This window comes from Maribellus mangrovi (genome assembly GCF_037646455.1).
GTDB classification, from domain to species: domain Bacteria; phylum Bacteroidota; class Bacteroidia; order Bacteroidales; family Prolixibacteraceae; genus Draconibacterium; species Draconibacterium mangrovi_A.
The window spans coordinates 1-19,587 of record NZ_JBBIXN010000009.1; the positions used below are offsets into that span (position 1 = coordinate 1).

The window sequence follows — 19,587 nt, forward strand, 5'->3', positions numbered from 1 at the left end:
AAAAAGCCAAAACTCAACCTGGAAGAAATTGTCGAAGAAAGACGTGTTTGCTCTTTCTCTTAGATCGAACTCACGTTTTTTAACTTTCTTCTATTTCCGATCTAGAATCAGTTTTTTAACCACGTGGTATTCGCCTGTTTCGATCTGTATGAGGTACATTCCACTAACATGATCCGACAGATCGAAGTTCACTTGATCGGTAGCCAGGTAAGTCTTTCTGAAGACTTCCTGTCCGTTAACGCTTCGAACAATAATTTCAACATCTTCCATTCGCGGTGCTTCAATTTCAACATTTACCAAACCTTTGGTCGGGTTTGGATAAAGATTTACTTTAAAGTCGGCTTTATCCTGATCATCAATACCTACCGGATTGTTCTCTAGAATAACCACAAAACTACAGGTTTCGGTGTTACCGCTGGTATCGCTTACCGTGTAGGTTACAGTAGTGGCACCTACCGGATACATACCACTGGCATCATTGGTTCCCGTGTAGTCATTCACAAGGTCGAACTCATCGCAGTTGTCCATAACTACCGGTATCTCCAGACCGATCCACGCGGAATCCAAGTCGGATGCAATTCCTATCGTTGTATCTGCCGGGCAAACAAGCAGTGGTGCCACCTTATCGACCACCGTTACCTTAAACATGCATGAATCTACCTTTCCTCCGGCATCTTCTGCATACCACATAATTTCATGTTCTCCCACCGGAAGCAATTCTCCGGCCAGTGTCGTGTCATTATTCAGAGTGTTCCATATATTGACATCGCAATTGTCGGTTGCCTTTGGATCAAACTCTGTTGAATCGATCGGATAACCACATGCATCCGCTTCTGCTTGCAGAACTGTATCTCCGATGCACCAGAGTTGCGGCGTCTGTCGGTCGTATACCGTGACTGTGGCAGTACACGAATCTACATTTCCACCGGCGTCGGTAACATATAGTACAATCTCATTGACTCCAACATCAGCACATGTAAAATCAGTTTGACTGAGCGTCATTTGCCATCCACTATTGTTATCAGAAGATCCGTTATCGATCATCTCAGCACTTATCATTGCAAGGCCCTGATCATCCAATACAACAGCGGTATCCTTACAGAGCACCGTTGTCGGAATGGTGTCTTTGAGATAAACAAAAACCGAGTCCTCCCTAATTAGCTGTCGATTCAGAGGATCATAAGCGATAATTTTGGCCTTATTCAGGATACTATGACCATCAACATCTGTTTGTGTCACGATGTAATCTGTGCTGATGGTTTTACTCATTGCCGGGTCTAAAGATGCAATATTGACGTCGAGTCCCGTCAGAGGATCCATTACCTTGATTCGGTAAGCAGAAACTTCTCCGGTATTGGTTATCCTTAAACTGTATTGGATAGTATCTCCAATTTCTTCGAAATACTCGTTTTTAACCGTTTTTTCAAAAGTCACATCTGCTTTTCCAATCAGCGTTACCGTTGCTGTGTCTTTAACCGTCACTTTACCTAATGTTGGATCATTGTATGACAATTCAGCGATGTTTGTTATATAACCACGCTTCAAATCCGAATGATCCACACAATAGTACTTTCTGACGGTTTCAGTTAGGCTGGTATTCAATGTTGGATAAGTTTTAGTGAATCCAAGCAGTGGATCTTTTAACACAACATTCGTCAAGGTTACGTTTCCAAGATTTCTGATGGTAAACGTGTAATAGATCGCCTCTCCGTAGGCTCTGTAGTAAGGAGCTTCTGCTGTTTTCTCCAGGCTGATTCCACGGGTTTGCTGTCCATTTATTGTAAAACTGGCAGAGGCCATGGCAGATGTACCTGATGGTCCATCACCGGTAACGGTGGCTGTATTCACCAGCGTACCGGCATCCAAATCGATTTGAGCAATCGCATAAGATGTTGAGAGAGATGCTGAATCTCCCGGTGCCATCGTTCCGATCAGGTCAAGTTGACCGGTTAATGGATCGGCAACCATCACACTATCCAATGTCACATTACCCGTATTTCTAACCTTCTGATCATAGTTGATCAGATCTCCCAGGGCACTGTACTGTGTTGGTGAAGCGGTCATGCTTATACTCAATTGCGGATTCTGAACAGCCATCACCGTCAGGGTATCGCTGTCGGCAACCGTATTGTTCGCCGGATCGGAAGCAATGGCAGTAGCCACGTTAACCACCTGGCTGCTGTTAAGGTCAGCTTGTGTAATCGTATAACTGGCCGGGAAACTCACAGTCTGAGCAACCCTCAGTGTATCGACAAACTCACTCAGGCCTGTCAACGGATCTTCCAACTGAAGATTATTCAGCGTTTCGTTACCTGTATTTCTAACCGAGACATTATAGGTAATCACATCGCCTACCGCATCAAAATCACTTACATCAGCAGTTTTAGTTACATCAATAAACGGTTTTGGAATCGCTGCCAGAGTTACCGTATCAGCATCGCTCACCTGGGTGCCCGAAGGATCAGCAGCTACAACATTTGCAATGTTTATCAGTGAGCCATTGTCGATATCCGATTGCTGAATAAAATACGCTGCATTGGAAACATTCTGAGCTCCCGGAGCGAGTATCGGCAATAGTTTGTTCGTTCCCGTCAACGGATCGCTGATTTGAACGTTATTCAGGATAACATTACCGGTGTTGCGAACCGTGAGTGTATAATTGATCAAATCACCTGCCGTATCGTAATTGGTACGACTGGCCACTTTCTCCATTTCAATCTCTGGCATTTGCACAGCTGAAAGTGTTAAACTGGTCTCATCATTCACACTAAATTTTCGAGGAGAAGTTCCAAGAACAGAAGCAATATTTGTCAATGTTCCGGCATCCAGATCCTTCTGAACAATCGAATAAGATGTATTAACTACAACTGAATCGTCAGCCTGAATGGTATCGATAACCAGTGATAATCCGGTTAGCGGATCATTCAGATTAACATTGGTCAACCTTACATTACCCGTGTTATTTACTGTAAGGGTGAAGTTCACTACATCGCCTACAGCACTGTAATCAGAGCGGTCTGCAACTTTGGATATCTCGATTCCCGGCTGCTGATCGGCAACAATTACACAGCTGGCATTGCTTGATATTGGAGGACCGGCAGAATTATCGGCAAGCACATTAACTGTATTCAGAATCGATCCCTTGTCGAGGTCATCCTGCGTTATCGCGTAATCTGCAGTAATCGTCTGACCATCTCCCGGTGCCATTGTTGCATAGGTCTGCGATGTTCCTGTCAAAGGATCGTTAACCACTACATTATTAAGTGTTACATTTCCTCCATTCTCCACCTCCATGGTGTAGGTTATTGTTTCTCCAACCATTGAATAAGTTTGACTTGAAGCATATTTGGCAACACTTAATCCTGCAGCACGCATCGCAACAGAGAGTATTCCATCAGTGCTTTCTACTGTGTTACCTATAGGCGTAGTCCCGGAAACATGGGCTGTGTTCAGTACCTGACCACTGTCAATGTCGGCCTGAGTAACCACATAAGTGCTTGTTAAAAGGCTATCTGCCCCGGGAGCCATAGCACCCAAACTCCAGTTATCACCGGTTAGTGCATCGTTCACTACAACATTGGAAAGTGAAAGATTACCAATATTAGTTACCAGCATCTCGTAGTGTAAGGTATCACCCGGTAAACTGTATAATGGATCAAATGTAGTTTTCACAATTTCAACACCACCCTTACCAAAAATAGCAACCAGTGCCTGGTCATCTTGTTGTATGATCAGGCCATTTGGAGTAGTAGCGTTTATTTGTGCATCGTTACTAATGATCAACCCGTCAATATCTTGCTGCGTGGTAGTATAAACTACAGTCTCAGTCCAGGTTTCACCGGGATCTAAGCTGGCTTTTTGTTTCCTAAATTGTATTCTGGCATCGATCAATGTCAAATTACTTAATGTGGTATTACCGGTATTCGTTGCCGTGAATGTATAAGTAATCGGATCACCTGCCTGCACCACCAGCGTCGGACTGGCAGTTTTTTCAAAATTCAGTGCAGGAGCCTGCAATGCCAGAACCAGCTGAACATCCATCGCGTTTACATTACTTCCTTTCGGATCGGTTCCGCTAACGGTAGCTGTATTTTGAACCACACCTGCGTCAAGATCAGCCTGTGTAGTGACATACGGAGCAACCACCAGTCGGCTTGACCTTGGAGCAATCGTTCCAAGATTGGTATTTGTTCCTGTCAACGGATCAACAACCGTTACATTTTCAAGCGTTACATTCCCCTGGTTAATCACTTCGAGTGTATAGGTGATAACATCACCTACATTACTAAAAGTATTGATGTCGGAAGCTTTAGAGAGAATTATGGCCGGGAACTGGTCGGCATTTATTCTCAGGGAATCGATTGCAATTAAGGTTGTATTCTGAGGAGTTACAGCCGTCACTTTTGCTTCGTTGTGCAACGATCCGGTGTCCATGTCTTTTTGCTTAATCGCATAAAGTCCATTATAAGTCATGATATCGCCAGGTGCCATCACTCCTATGTTCCAGTTTGTATTAGTAAGTGTATCTGTAACCGTCACATCATGAAGTGTCACGTTACCGGTGTTGCTTACTTCAAGGGTATAGTCAATTACTTCTCCCGACGAACTGTAGTTTGATTTATCAGCTGTCTTCTGAATGTCGATTCCAGGTGTCTGTATCGCATAAATTACATAGGTATCATCATCCGCAAGCGTTCCGGCCATTGCCTGTGCACCGCTTTTTAGCGTAGCAGATTTCGTGAGCACTACTTCATCGCCGGTAATTGTAGCTGTGTTTACCACCGAATCGCGGTCAACATCGGCCTGCGTGATAGTATAATCCACCGGTATCGTCTGGCTGGTATTTGGAGCCAGAGAAGCAATGATCTGACTGGTACCTGTCAAGGTATCCGTTACGGTTATATTCTCCAACGTTACGTTACCTGTGTTCTTAACTTCGAGGTTGTAGCGGATAACCTCCCCTGCTTTTGAATAGGTATTCACCGTTGCTGACTTATTCAACTCAAAGGAAGCATTCCGTGCAGCTGCGGAAGTTACATCATCTTCCCACTCAACTACTCGCCCAAGTGGTGTAGCTTCTTTTGCCGTCACCTTGGCCAGGTTGACCACCGTGCCTCGGTCGATATCATCCTGCACCACATTGTAAACTGACAGGAACTGTTGCGAAGCTCCCGGTGCCAGTGTATCGATGGTCCATGTGTTATTAGTCAGCGAATCGGTAATTACAACATCAGCTAGGGTAATATTTCCGATATTGCTTACATCAACGGTGTAACGCAAACGATCGCCGGGAGCTGCATAAATGGAGTCGCTCGTGGTCTTTACCACCTCGATCGCACCATTATCTTTTACAGCAACCAATGCATGGTCTTTATCTGTTACGGTTGAATTCGGTCCATCTGCCGACACATAGGCCGTATTCGGAATTATCAGCCCATCGATATCCTGTTGGGTTACCTCGTAATCCAGCGAAACTGTCCAAACTCCTCCCGGAGATATAATCGGAAAATCGAGATCCACCGGAATTTTTGCATCTGTTAAGTTCAGGTCAGTCAAGGTTACATTTCCATTGTTCCTTATCACAAAAGTATATTCCACCGAATCGCCTGCATTTTCAACCAAAGTAGGTGTAACCGTTTTATCAAATTTGATGGATGGAGCCTGAAGCGCCACCACGGTTACACTGTCGGATTTGTTAAGTGTAGTTAAATCAGGCGCATTGGCGCTAGCATCGGCTACATTTGTAACGAAGCCAGCATCGAGATCGGCCTGTGTAATAAAATAAGAAGCATTTACGGTTTTAACCCCTTTTGGAGGCACACTGGGCCAGGTCTGATTCGCTCCGGTAAGCGGATCAGTAATCTCAGGATTATTAAGCGTTACATTACCCGTATTTTCGAGTGTAATTGTATAATCTATTTTATCACCTAAGGCTTTATAATTGGTCTGAGCAGCTGTTTTTGTCAGCTTCATTAGCGGATTTTGTACCGCTGTAACTGTAGCGCTATCCGTCGAACTAATTTTTACAAGCCCCGGATCAGATCCAAAGGCCGTAGCGACATTCGTTATTTGTCCATTATCGAGATCAGTTTGCTGAACCGTGTACTTCGTCTGGATATTTTGCATTGCCTGCGGAGCCAAAGTTCCCAAATTTACTGAAGTGCCCGTAAGTGGATCCTCCACCTGCACACCGATCAGGGTTACATTCCCTGTATTTTCAACTTGCAAAGTATAATCGAGGATCTCTCCAACCAGGCTTACACTGGTCTTTTGGCTGGTTTTGGACAAGGTTAGCTTTGGATTCTGTACCGCAAAAACTGTGAGATTCGCAATATCGTATACATTAACTTTCTTTGGTGAAATGCCGGAGGCTATCGCACCATTATCGACCTGCCCTGCATCGATATCGTTTTGTGTAATGTTGTAACTTCCCGTAAAAGAAGTTTGGACTCCCGGAGCCAGACTTGACAGGGTCGTATCCAAAGAAATTAAAAAATCAACCACCTGCACATCGCTTAAGGTAACATTACCGGTATTCTCAACGGTCAGGTTATATGTCAGAACATCGCTTGTGGCATCGTAAGTAGTATCGCTTACGGTTTTGGTGATACCGATGGAAGGCGATTGCAAAGCACTGACTTTCTCTGTATCCTGATTTTCAATACTTGCTCCCTTCGGATTGTTTGCAATTACTGTTGCAGTATTGTACAACACACCCCGGTCCATATCAGCCTGTTTAATTGTATAACTTGTGCTTACAGTTTGAATGTCACCCGGAGCCATTGTTCCTAGGGGTTGTGTCAGGCCGGTCAGTGTATCGGTAAGCACTACATTGCTTAAGGTTGTATTCCCTGCATTGCTGACTGTGATTGTATAACTGATTACATCGCCAACACTATCAAAGGTTTTGACTTTTGCTTTCTTAGCGATATCAATGGCACTGCTTGTCACTGCTTTTGAAATGGCCTCATCCAATGCTGAAACCGGATCACCCAAGGTAGTATTTCCGGTGGCAGAAGCTACATTCCGGATGGTCCCAAAATCAATATCAGCCTGTGTTGCCTCGTAGCCCACTTCGTAGACTAAATAGGTAAATGGATCCATGGTTCCGATATTCCAGGTTTGGCCGGTCAGCGAGTCAGTCATTACCACATTCTCAAGCGTAACGTTTCCGATGTTGAATATTCCTAAAGCAAATTTTACTGAATCGCCCGGTGTGCTGTACTGTTTCGTTTCTGTGATTTTTATTACCTCGAGTGCGCCAACCCCATCAATGGTAATATATGCATCGTCGCTAGCATCCACCGGGGTACCATCGGGTGAAGTAGCCGAAACCGTAGCAGTATTCTTAACAATCTGGGCATCCACATCGGTCTGGGTGAGCTCGTATTTCACCGAGTCGGTCCAGGATTCACCCGGAAGAAGTTGCACAATATTGGCTTGATAAGGTATTCGCGGGTCATCCAACTGAATATTGGTTAGTGTCACATTCCCGGTATTCTCAATTTCAAATTTGTACTCGGCCGTATCGCCTGCCAGGAAGAACACCGTGGAATCTACTGTTTTGGTTAATTCAATGTTTGGAGCTTGAAGCGCAAACACTTTAACCTGGTCGCCGGCCTGAACAGTTGCTCCGGCACCCTCACCAACAACCTCAGCGGCATTCATTACATATCCGGTATCAATATCCGTCTGTGTAATAGTGTAGGAACCTGTTAAAACATCAACGTATCCGGGTGAAATACTTAGATAACTGGCGCTAATACCGGCCAGCGGATCGTTCACCTGAACATTGGTGAGTGTAACATTTCCTGTATTTTCTATACTGACCTCGTAATGAATAACATCTCCTGCCTGCCCGTAACTAAGAGTGTCAGCTGTTTTACTCAGATCGATTGATGGATTCTGATTGGCTGTAACCGTAACACTTGCCGTATCAGACAGTGACTGACTGTTGGGATCCAAAGCAGTCACGGTTGCCACATTAGTAATATACCCGGCATCAATTTCCAATTGGTCAACTGAATGCATTCCACCCAGGAATACATAAGAACTTGGAAGAACAGGCGTTGTTAATATGGTATCAATTCCTGCAAGCGGATCCAAAACATGAACATCTGTCAGCGTTACATTTCCCGGATTCTTTACTTCCAGTACATAATTGATTACATCTCCCGATGCATCAAAATTTTGTTCAATTGCGGCTTTTTCCAATATAATCTCAGGGCTCTGAATGGCATTAATGGTTAGAGTATCCATTGCCGAAACAACTGTTGATACAGGATCGGTACCACTAAGCGTTGCAATATTTGTCAGCGATCCGGCATCAATATCTGCCTGGGTGATATTGTAATCTGCAGTAAATTTAGCTGAATCTCCCGGAGCTATTGTTCCAAGATTTTCTGCCGATGTTCCCGTCAGCGGATCATCCAGCATCACATTCGAAAGCGTAACATTCCCTGTATTTTTAGCCGTAAATGTATAGGTAATGGTATGCCCCACCTTATTGTAACTGGTAGCATCAGCTGTTTTTACCAGTTTAATGGCTGGCAAAGGCACTCCACCAATCGTAACTGTATCCTTGTCGGTCACTTCCAGTCCATTATTGCCCAGTCTTCCATAAATGGTCGCAATATTGGTGACTTCTCTTGCATCGAGGTCGGCCTGGGTAACCGAGTAAGTGACTGTATCAGTATGCACATCATTCGGAGCCATATCAGGCAAGGACTTTGTCAGATTAACCAGTGAATCAATCAAAGCCACCTGACCAAGTGTAACGTTTCCGGTGTTGGTCGAAACAATCTCAAATTGTATATCTCCAACCGACCTGAAATCAGGAACCAATGTAGTTTTCAGAATGTCAAAAGAAGGACGCTGATCAGCAGTTAAGAAGATCTCGTCGTAATAAGAAACCCTTGCTCCGTTTGGACCCACTCCATATATGGTTGTTCCATAGGTAATAAAGCCTCGATCCAGGTCTTCCTGTTTTATCGAGTAACTGACTTCAATACTATCAGAAGCCAACGGTAGCATGGTTCCAACTTCCCAGGAAATAGGATTAATGATGTAATCGAGCGAAACACTATCGAGTGATACATTGCCTGTATTACTGGCTTTTAGCTTAAAGGTGATCGATTCACCAACTGCTCCATAAACCAGTGTGTCGGCCGATATCTCGAGCAGGATTTGCGGTTCCTGTATGGCATTCACTGTAACCGTATCCGACAATGTTGGTGGCGGACCGACTGCCGAAGAACCTGAAGCCGTTGCAATGTTTGTATAACTTCCGGCATCCAGGTCGGCCTGTGTTACCGGGTGTGGATAAACAGCTGTCCAAACTTCACCGGGATTTAATAATCCATCACTGTTGGCGTCTTCGTTTGTATTTGGAAATATTATCGGATTAAGCGATCCGGGATCGTCAAGCTGAATATTTGAAATATCAACATTCCCGGTGTTGGATAAAGTCAATTTGTAAATAAGTGCTTCATTAACCTGGGAATAACTGGTCGATGTAGTTTCTTTAGTAAATGTCCAGTCAGGATTGCCCAGGCCGGTGACAAGGGTAAATACAGAACCGTCAGGCAGATCCAGTGCCAGGAAAGTTAAAGTGTTATTAACGTATATCCCATTGTATTCAGTCACGGTTCCGGTGGTAAAATCACCGTCGCCATCTACATCAACAATAAGTTTAAAATCGGATGAAGCGCTTCCGATAAGTGATAAGCCGTTAAGGTCGAAAATAAAATTATTGGTAAGATCGCCGGTGCGTTTTACTTTCCACTGCCGGCCCAATCTTAGATATCCGCTTAAACTCGTTGGTAGTCCGGTAGTCTGTTCGCTTAATGCGCCGCCATCGTTTCCGATGATTAAAAAATCACCATCGTCTAAAGAGGCTGCGCCCGCAATCTGGATATTGCATTTTCCTGACTGCCCTGTTCCGTTTCCGCTGCCAGTGTTCATACTGTTTGATGAACTTTGCTCCAAACCACTGCCATCATCTTTCCCGACACCAAAAATATCATATTTATAGGTAGTACCGATGTAGATGGACTGACCGCCAGAATTGACGTAAAGGGCTGCATTTCTATTATTTCCCATGCTGATGCCATATTTTAAATCCAAATACGACTCCACTTTTTTCTGATCGTCAACCGATAGTGCTGAAGGATAGTAAATAATTTCCGGAATTTCACCTATAAAGGGGAAAGATAAGTCATCGGTGTTCCCTTGTCCCATTCCTACTCTAAAAGTAAAATTGGATTGCTGCTGATAGGTGGCAGCAGATGTGGCCACCTCGACACCATTCACTTTAAGAAAAGCATTTGTTCCATCGTATTTTGCCGTAACCTGCACATACTGATTGAGCGGAACAGCACCACCATTTAATTGAGTCCAGGAAGAACCACCCTGGCCAACCCAAAACTCGATGTTTGAGTCGTGCACATACAGAACATATCCCTCGAAAGCAGCGTTTTTGCTGGATACAACTGCACGGTATCCTGAGCCACCAGTTACTTTAAAAACTGTATTAATGGTAAATGTTGCTGTATTGAGCGAAGCGGAATAAGGTGATTGTATGGCATCGTCAGTACCATCAAAGGCTACCGTGGGATTAAAATTCACACCGTTGTCACTAAGTTGAGGATCTCCACTGATTGTGGTGGTCTGACTTCCTGTATGATCTTGCCAGGCTGTTAAAGTGCCACTGGTTGGTGTAGTTCCGGCATCGGCCTTTAGCCAAAGATTTGTGCCCGGTACTCCGCCCGGCTGGCTCTTCACCTGAAGGACGGAAACAGTTGATGTCGCTGTGTCGCAGGCAAAGGCTGCATTGCTCAACTTCACCCGGTATTTATTGCCGTTAAAAGTAATCGGGACATCGAGCAGTTGCAGTGTATCGTTCTGTGCCCCTGAATAATTGGCACCATCAGCAATATCATTAAAAGTTGCACCGCCGTCGGTGCTCAGCTGCCACTGATAATTTGCCGGGCTCCCTGAAGCTACCACAAACAATTGGCCAGCGTCGAATACAGAAACTGTTACAGTATCGGCCGGTTGTGTACTCACCGTATAACCAGCACCGACTTCCTGAAAATCTTTTGTACCGTTGTTATCGCCATCGCGTGGCGTAGTGTAACCATCCACCCCGGAAGTCACTCTTCCGTTGACATCAACTGTTACCGGAGAGGTTCCCAGTATTCCATCCCCATCGGGATCGGTAAATCCGGCTTCTTTTACATCAAAACAACCGTCTTTGTCACTATCGAGATTCTGGAAATCCCACGTTCCTGAACCTGACAGCTGATGTGTTGTTACATCGGCACTAAAAGTAAGTGTCTGGGCACTGATTGCACCTGGGCCACTGTTATTTTGAAAAGCAGAACCGATGGTCACACCGGCATCGAAATCAACTGCCGGCACCGGATTAGGTTTCGAACCAGAAATAAAGGCCAGCGCATCCTGTCGCGCTGGACTGCTACCATCAGTAACATCCACCATCAAAGCAACAGTTTGGTTGATCAGGTCCAGTTCCAATGCCGGATTACCCGTTCCATTCCAGGGTGTCCAGGTCGAACCGCCGCCAAATTTGGCATTGAAAGTACTGTTGTTCCAATCGCTTTGATCAAAATTCACAATGTTCACACCATCTACCTCCAGGAAAAGTCCATCGTCGAATGAACCTACAGATACTGAAACCTGTACGTTACTGACCACCTCTTGTGGCGCAAAATCCACATCGATGGTCACCCGGCTGACAGTACCGGTTCCCGAACCTGAACCGCTTTCACCCGGAGCCGTGGCGGTAAAAGCAAATTTACCCGGCGAATTGTTGCTGGTTATAGTATAACCCGTTGACGGCGTAGTGATGCTCGGCCCATTGGCAGGTGTTTGTGAAGTACTGTAAGAAACAGTGGATACCGGATTTTGAGGTATTACACTGCCGTAACCCTCATCTCTATCGAGGATACCATCGTTGTCGTCGTCGTCGTCCCGGCTATTGGGCACACCATCGTTATCAAAATCTTCGTTGTTAAAGGTGATCAGGCTAAACACCGCACCATCAGGAAGATTCGTACCTGTAATGGTAGCCACATTGCCTGAGAAATCCGTCACCGGAATTTCACTGATGTTTCCGGTGGTAAAATCACCATCGCCGTCATTGTCAACAATCAGCAGCATATCGGCGGCCTGTGTTCCGCTTACCGTGATACCACTTAAATCGAAATGCAGATCCACCGTTCCCACATCACCGTTGCGGTCGGCAATCCACGATCTTCCGATCCGCTGCGATCCACCCAGATTAAGTGGAACATTTGTGGTGGTTTCAGCCAGTGCTTCTCCATCGTGCGCAAAGATTAGGAATTCGCCCTGTGTATCGTTCGAACTGGGATTATCGATGGTTAAAATATTTGAAGTTGCGGTATTAATTTGCTTCAATCCGGAACAGGCTGATGTAAACGCACTTATCCCGGTAGCATCGTTTGGAAAGGTTGCATTGTTGAAATTACCGGCAATATCGTAATAATCGCGGCCGTATTTTGCCCCAAGATAATCGTTTACCTGTTCCATTTCACAGGCTGTAAGTGCCCGCGGGTAAATAATTACCTCAGCAATTTTGGAATCGTAAAATCGATCTGCATTGCGGTTAGCTCCTATGCGGTAAGCGTTAAACCCGAGAGTATTACCACTCCCAAAATCTGATTGATTTTGAAGCACTCCATCAGAATAAGTTCCCAAGGTCGTATTTTCCATTCTGACCGTAAAGAGGTCCAGTTCCTGGTTAACAGGTCCGAATGCTACATTTCCATGAGTGGTTCGCACCTGAAAATTTTGAGAACTTGCAAGGTAATCAATCTGAAAACTGTTGGCATTTCCGGGAACATTCCAGGAAGAGAAAAAGGCATCAAAATCAGCCGGTGTAGCAGTTTGCCCCTGTAAAACCATAAAAATCGTAAAATCTCCCACATAGTCTGTATCCAGAATCTTTCCAAGTGCTTCGCTGTTTACTTTATCAAAACGCAGCGCTGCCTGACCATTAAACTGGTCGTTAAGGTATGAAGGAGGATTAACGCCTCCCTGAGAAATACCGGCAGTGGTAACATCGTTGTCATTTCCCGATTTATCGGCCCAGGTAGTAACATCGGTGTTGTCGGCCGGATTATTTCCTGGATTGCCATCGGCATCGGGATCAGAGGCATCGAGCCACAGTTCTGCTTTTGGTACATCGCCGGGAGAAGGATCATCGTCGATAACATGAATAGTAAGCGTATTTTTAAACCCATCACCATTGGCATCGAGGTCGTCCACGTCGCCGCTGGCTGAGCTTAGATTGATCTGAATAGTACGGTCTCCTCTTCCTTTTGAATCGTCAACCAGCGAAAATCCCAAAGAAATGGAATCCGCAATTCCATAGTCTTTTACAGGAACACTTATTGTTTTTGTTGGAAAATTGTAATCAATTCCTTCATCGGCATCACTTGAAATAACAGTAAAAGTAACACTGGATACACTTTTTACTGCCCCATTTATGATAAAATGGGGGTCGAAACTTGCTGCCTGTGACTCGTTGATGGTTACTGTGCTATGCGAAAACTCGGTCAACGCTTTTAGCCCGATAGTTACATTATCCAGAAAATTCCCGGAACCTCCAGCTGTTGTTGATTCAAAACCAATCTGGTAGACGCCGGTTGTACCCGTAAATGTATATGTACCGGTGCGGTGATCCCAACTGCTGGTACTGCTTGCAGTGTGAGTATCGATGGTGTATAATTTCGAGCTTCCATCTTCGCTGTAAATTGAATATTGCACTGTCTCTGTTGCATTTGCATCCCGTTGCCTGTGGTAGTATTCCCAATCGATGGTTTCGCCATTTACCAGGAAAACTATTTGATAAAGCCTTGATGATTGAGAAACGTTTAACTCTACAAAATACCCACCTTCCTGTGCCGGTACACTGTTAAATCCGCTTTGCCAGTGTTCAATTGCTCCTTCTGCTCCGTTAAAAATTGGATGTGTTGAGTACCAGCCATCAATCTGTGGATTATCGCCAACCTGCGATTCAAGATAAGCAACGCCGTTGTGTGGAATCCCAGCCCCCGTTTCAAATGAGGGGTTTACAATTATTCGGTTTTGGGCATTCAAAGTCTGGCTAAACCCTGTAATAAAAAGCAGTAAAACAAAAAGTCCGGAAATTCGGAATACTTTAGAAGAGTTGGTTTTGCAGGTAGAGTTTTGCATGCTATTTGGTGTTTTTTGTTTTTAAATTGAGTAGTTCGTCTAATGGTGTCGAATGGTATAATTACATTCGATCAATACGATCTTTAGTTACGGTTGTTAATTAAGCTTGTTTAAAATACAAAATATGAAACAAATACAACTAAAAGTGGTTTTGGAAAGTTGCTATAAATCTTAACGAAATCGAAGATTTAACATATTAGAATACCAATTAAATACATTAAGTTATTGAAATACTAAAACCCCGAGGTAACAAAAAGTGTACAATATCAATCTTACTGATCACTATCTTATTGAGCAGGTGCCCCGATAGCTATCGGGGAAAGTCACCAGATCAGCTTCGGAAGGTTCACCTGGTGACTCCAAGTCACCTGGTGAATAAGCAAGGGCTGCCAGTTTTACTGATCAGGTCAACTCAAGTGACCAGATCAGCTTCGGAAGGTTCACCTAGTGACTCCAAGTCACCTGGTGAATAAGCAAGGGCTGCCAGTTTTACTGATCAGGTGAACTATAGTCACCAGATCAGCTGTGGAAGGTGATCAGCATTAGATATGCAATCCCAAGTCTACGGCTAAACTTTTATTTACCAAAGTACCTTTTCTGATACCTGCATAATCCTGATAAGATGAAAACTCCCAATTGGCTGAATCAATTACCAAACCCGCATCGACAGGATTTTGGTGGATGTAGTTGAAACAAACCTGCGGATATTCCTTTTCAGGATCAACAATATTTATTTCTGTACCAAAAGCTGTTGGAAACCATGTGGGTTCAGGACCTTCAATCTCGGTCAGGCAAAGAGCTTTTGTTCGATGCTGGAAAAGACTGCCTGTAAAATGTTCTTGCTTTTGCAAAGCACGGGTGTAGGAACGTAAAAGAATGGCTACAGATTGGTTGATGGATCTGGTCTTCTTGCTGGTGGTACTACTGACCAGGTGACTGGGAGTCGCCAGGTCAGCCTCAGGAAGTTCACCTGGTGAATAAGGGGAGGCCTCTGGTTTACTGATCAGGTGACTGGGAGTCACCAGATCAGGTTCGGAAATTGGAATTTCAACATTATTCACATAAATCATTAAATGAAAATGATTCGGCATAAGACACCATGCCACCACATCGGCAAAAGGCAAAATGTATTTTTTAATTTTCTGCAAAAAGAAAAGATAATTGTCTTTTGAGAAGAAAATTTGTTGCGAGTTATTTCCGCGATTGAAAACATGGTACATGTGGTTGGGTTCGAATTGCATAACAGTATAATTTTGGGAAGTTTAAATTACGAAATTTTCTTAAATGTTTTACTGATCAGGTCAACTCAAGTGACCAGATCAGCCTTGGAAAGTTCACCTGATGACTTTGAGTCAACAGGTGAATAAGCCGGGGCCGCCATCTTACTGATCAAGTGTCCCGATAGCTATCGGGGAAAGTCACCAGATCAGCCTTCAACTCAAGTCACCAGATCAGCTTTGGGTAAGGGAGGCATTCAAAATTTTGTTAAAAAGTGGATCAGGTTAACTTCCCGCGAAAGCCCCAGTTTTTTTCGTAAACGATAACGGGCTGTTTTTAAGCTTTCCACATTCTGGTAAGTAATGGCAGCTATTTCCTTATTTGACATATTTAGCCGCAGAAATCCACATAAACGCAAATCGCCCGCTGTTAATTTTGGATAGGCTTTACTGAGGCGCTCGTAAAAATCGGTATGTACTTCCTTAAAGCGTTTTTCGAATTCTTCCCAGGAGTTATCGTGTGTTTTATTATCCAGTTCAGAAATAATATTTTTAATCTCCCGTGCATTTTCTTTAGGTAGCACAGGTAATAACTCCTTTAATCTTTGATTCACCAGAAGTATCAGGTTATTTTTCTGGGCCAGGTACATTCCGTTCGCGGTCATTTCTTTCTTTCTGAACTCCAGTTCTTCAGCCACCTTTTCTTTTTCAACACGATGTAATTCCTGTTCCGATTTCAGCCGCTTATGCCGGGTTCTTTGCAAGAGGTATAACAACAACATGGTTAAAATAATGGCAAGGGCTACAATCCCAATAACTGCAATTATCAGCTCACGCCTTTCTTTTTCCAGCTGCACCAATTCCAGTTCGTTCCTGGTTTGCAGCAATTCGGTATCCAGTTCGTGTTTTGCCTTTATTTTTAATATTTCGGCACCCGACGATCGTTCTCGTAGACTATCGAGCGATAGTGCATAGTCTTTTGAGTACTGAAGCGCCGCCTTAGTATTCCCCAGGCGCTCATTGACCGATGTCAGCAACTTTAAAACCTCTGTTTTAACATCGTATTCATCCAATTGCTCGCAATACTGCAAGGCTTTCAGTAAACTATATTCAGCCTGTTGCAGTTCGCCATTCTTAAATTGGCTTTCACCCAGTTGGCTGTAGATTTCGCATACTGAAAATCGAGTGATCCGGGAAAAGAACCTTCCATCTTTTCGAGGTCGTTCTTTTGGATGGCAAGGTATTTCCGAACACTGTCGGGTTTATTCCGGCTTAAATAAATATCGGTGTAGTTCGTGGCCATAGTTTGCTCGCCATAGGCATCTGCCCGTGATCCGGGGTAAGTCCATGCCTGGTTTAAAAAGTACAAAGCGCTATCCAGATCACCACTGTCCATGTAAATGACGGAAAGATTACTGTACGCGCTGGCCGGCGAAAATCTTAACTGCTCCGGTTGCAGCGCTGCCGCCACTTCCAATGTTTTTAAAAACATAAGTTTACTCTCCTCAAAATCGCCGAGATGTTGTAAATGCGAACCAAAATTATTGTAGAGCGAATACAGTTTCACGCTATCGTTAATTTCTTCGGCTAACTTAATTCCATCGCGGTATACCTTGTAGGCATTCAGGTACTGGTTTTGCATGTCGTACACATAAGCCAGCATTTGAAAGGCATTTAACCCCAGCGAAATATTCTCGAGTTGATTTGAAATGGCAACAGCATTTGTAAAGTAATGTGCAGCACCGTCCAGGTTTTCCCGGTTAAGCTCTATCCGACCAAGAACATAATTATTATGAAATATGCCATCGGCAAAATTGTGTTTTTTGGCTATTTCGAGACCCGAATTTGCATAGAGATTTGCCGAATCGGGTTGGTTGTAAACGAGTGCATCGGCTATTTTGGCTGCTATTTCTGCTTTTTCTTCGGCGCTACCTGAATCAGCGTAATAGCGAGTTTTCAGGCTGTCGACATTTACCTGTGCAACAACATTCAAATTCACCATAAAAGCAAGAATCAATAACAGGATTGATTTCAGGTTCATAAAGCGTTAACTATTATCATGGAAAGATAAGTGAAAGAAGGGATGAATCAAAAAAAGCCCCTGCTGAATGACCAACAGGAGCTTTAGCAATAATTATTCTGTGTTTGTTAGAAATCGATATGCACACCGGCGTTTATAATGAACGCTCCATGTTTTCCATTGTCGCCATCAAAAGCATCAGAGAAATAGTCGTTGAACGAATATTCGTAATTGGCTTCGATAAAGAGGAAGAAGATATCCAGACCGACACCACCGTCGACCGCCCAAATGGCGCTGTTGACATTGTCTTTGTCGAAGAATTCACCCCCATCTTTAACCTTCCCCGGAATGGAAACTGCCGGTCCGGCAAAAACACGCAATGCAAAAGGCTGGTCTTCGGCACCCAATAAATGGTAACCAGCATAAACCGGAATTTTCACCATGTTTTGGCTAAATGTAATTTCGTCTGAAGTGGTCGCTGCAGAAATGACGCGTGAGTTACGTACAAATTGGATACCCGGCTCCACGTAAAATTTGTTACCCATTAAAACACCGCCACCAAACTGGTAGCCTGCTTTTGCTGTAATATCAGCTTCAGTACCATGGAAAGTGGCGAAATTCATGCCCACGAGACCTTTAAGTTCAACCTGGGAAAATACACTTGTAAATCCAATTACCAAAAGTGCTGTTAAAAGAGTTAATTTTTTCATTTGTTTTAATGTTAGTTTCTAATGTAAACGTTTTTAGTTTTTGAAAAACTTATCGCATCAATTACAATTGATTGAACCCGAGTGTTTAAAAACTCAGGTAGACAAAAAGTGAACAACGACTATTTTAGCGTGTTTCCCGGTAAACTTCAAAAGCCGATTATTGCAAGACTTTTCGAAAACCAGACCAATTAGAAACTCTGCAACTAGTTGATTTATGGCTTCGTACAGTCATGTAATTGGCCAGCAAACTATTTTGCTGGCATGTTGCAGCGCTGCGGCACGCAATAAATTAGCGTAGCACGCCTTGTGCTCTTCTGCAGGAAGAAAAAAATGTCGTAGTGAGATTACTGTACAACTTTATAAAAGGAGAAACAATTGTGGCGTGGATGTGGCAGCAATGCAGCAAATAAAAAATATTGTGGCTGGCTTTTTACACAACAACGACAAACGAATAATTCAATTGATTAATTTGCGGCACAACAGAATGAAAGTGACAAAATGCTGAGAAACATAATGAAGGGCATTGACATGAGTAAGCAATTGCTCTAATTTTATTGAACAAAACATACACACGAACATCCAAACGCTTTCAGTGAACAAAAATTAAATAACCTTTTAAACATATCTATTAATCCTTTAAACCAATAATCATGGTAAAAATTGTAAAATTAATATTGTACAAACTCCGCAACGGAGAATATTTTCAATTTATGAGCGACTTTAAAAGTTTGCTCGAAGCGCTCGGCCCGCAAGCGATACACTCTGAGGCCGAATTTGCTGACTTTGACACTGCACTTGTCAAACTCGACGATGAATTGCGTGTAGATAAGGGAAGTGTCCTAACCGAAGAATTACAAAACATTGATAACGATCGTGACAAGGTCTGGCGTGCCATTGATATGCGTATCGATGCTACATTGTTGTGCACGATAACGGAAGAAGTGGAAGCTGCCAAACGACTTAGGCGGGTATTCGATCTTTATGGCGATGTCCGCCGAATAAGCTATAATGAAGAAACAGCAGCCCTTTCGAATTTACTTGGAGATTTGGAACAGGAAGAAAATAACGCTTTTCTTGCTACCTGCGGTCTTGGAGAATGGGTTAACCGCTTAAACAGTCTGAATGTGGCATTCAAGGCCAAACAAAACGAACGCGACACCGAATTGGCCAATAAAAACAGTGGCAATGCAAAAGCAGTTCGCATTGAAATCGATCCGCTGTATGAGCTAATGGTTGAGCGGGTAAACGCAATGGTGAGCCTAAATATGCAGACTCCCGAGATTGAAAACTTTGTTAAAGAACTCAACCAAAAAATAGAAACATTAGAGAACACTCTGGCTTCGCGTGAAGGAAGAAGGAACAGTAATGAAGAAGAACTTCCCGCTGCTGAAGTCAATTAAAA

6 protein-coding genes are annotated in these 19,587 nt (G+C 43.7%); 1 reads left to right on the forward strand and 5 read right to left on the reverse strand.

Annotated elements, in window-relative coordinates:
* Positions 1–90: 90 nt before the first annotated feature.
* From WFY05_RS21450 to WFY05_RS21470, 5 genes are all read right to left on the reverse strand, one after another.
* The gene (locus WFY05_RS21450; protein WP_340114992.1) at positions 91–14,238 is read right to left on the reverse strand and encodes a CLIPPER-2 domain-containing protein; all 14,148 of its coding nucleotides are present in this window, start codon (positions 14,236–14,238) and stop codon (positions 91–93) included.
* A gap of 542 nt (positions 14,239–14,780) precedes the next feature.
* Positions 14,781–15,479, reverse strand: coding sequence for a hypothetical protein (locus tag WFY05_RS21455; RefSeq protein ID WP_340114993.1), 699 nt, complete (start codon positions 15,477–15,479; stop codon positions 14,781–14,783).
* Between the two features lie 233 nt (positions 15,480–15,712).
* On the reverse strand, positions 15,713–16,546 hold the full coding sequence (locus WFY05_RS21460) for a helix-turn-helix transcriptional regulator (protein ID WP_340114994.1): 834 nt from the start codon (positions 16,544–16,546) through the stop codon (positions 15,713–15,715).
* 5 nt (positions 16,547–16,551) lie between these two features.
* On the reverse strand, positions 16,552–17,496 hold the full coding sequence (locus tag WFY05_RS21465; protein ID WP_340114995.1) for a tetratricopeptide repeat protein: 945 nt from the start codon (positions 17,494–17,496) through the stop codon (positions 16,552–16,554).
* A gap of 107 nt (positions 17,497–17,603) precedes the next feature.
* Positions 17,604–18,185: an outer membrane beta-barrel protein gene (locus WFY05_RS21470; protein WP_340114996.1), complete on the reverse strand. Its 582-nt coding sequence runs from the start codon at positions 18,183–18,185 to the stop codon at positions 17,604–17,606.
* 650 nt (positions 18,186–18,835) lie between these two features.
* Between WFY05_RS21470 and WFY05_RS21475 the strand changes: the two genes are divergently transcribed.
* Positions 18,836–19,585, forward strand: coding sequence for a DUF6261 family protein (locus tag WFY05_RS21475; protein WP_340114997.1), 750 nt, complete (start codon positions 18,836–18,838; stop codon positions 19,583–19,585).
* The last annotated feature ends 2 nt before the right edge of the window (positions 19,586–19,587 follow it).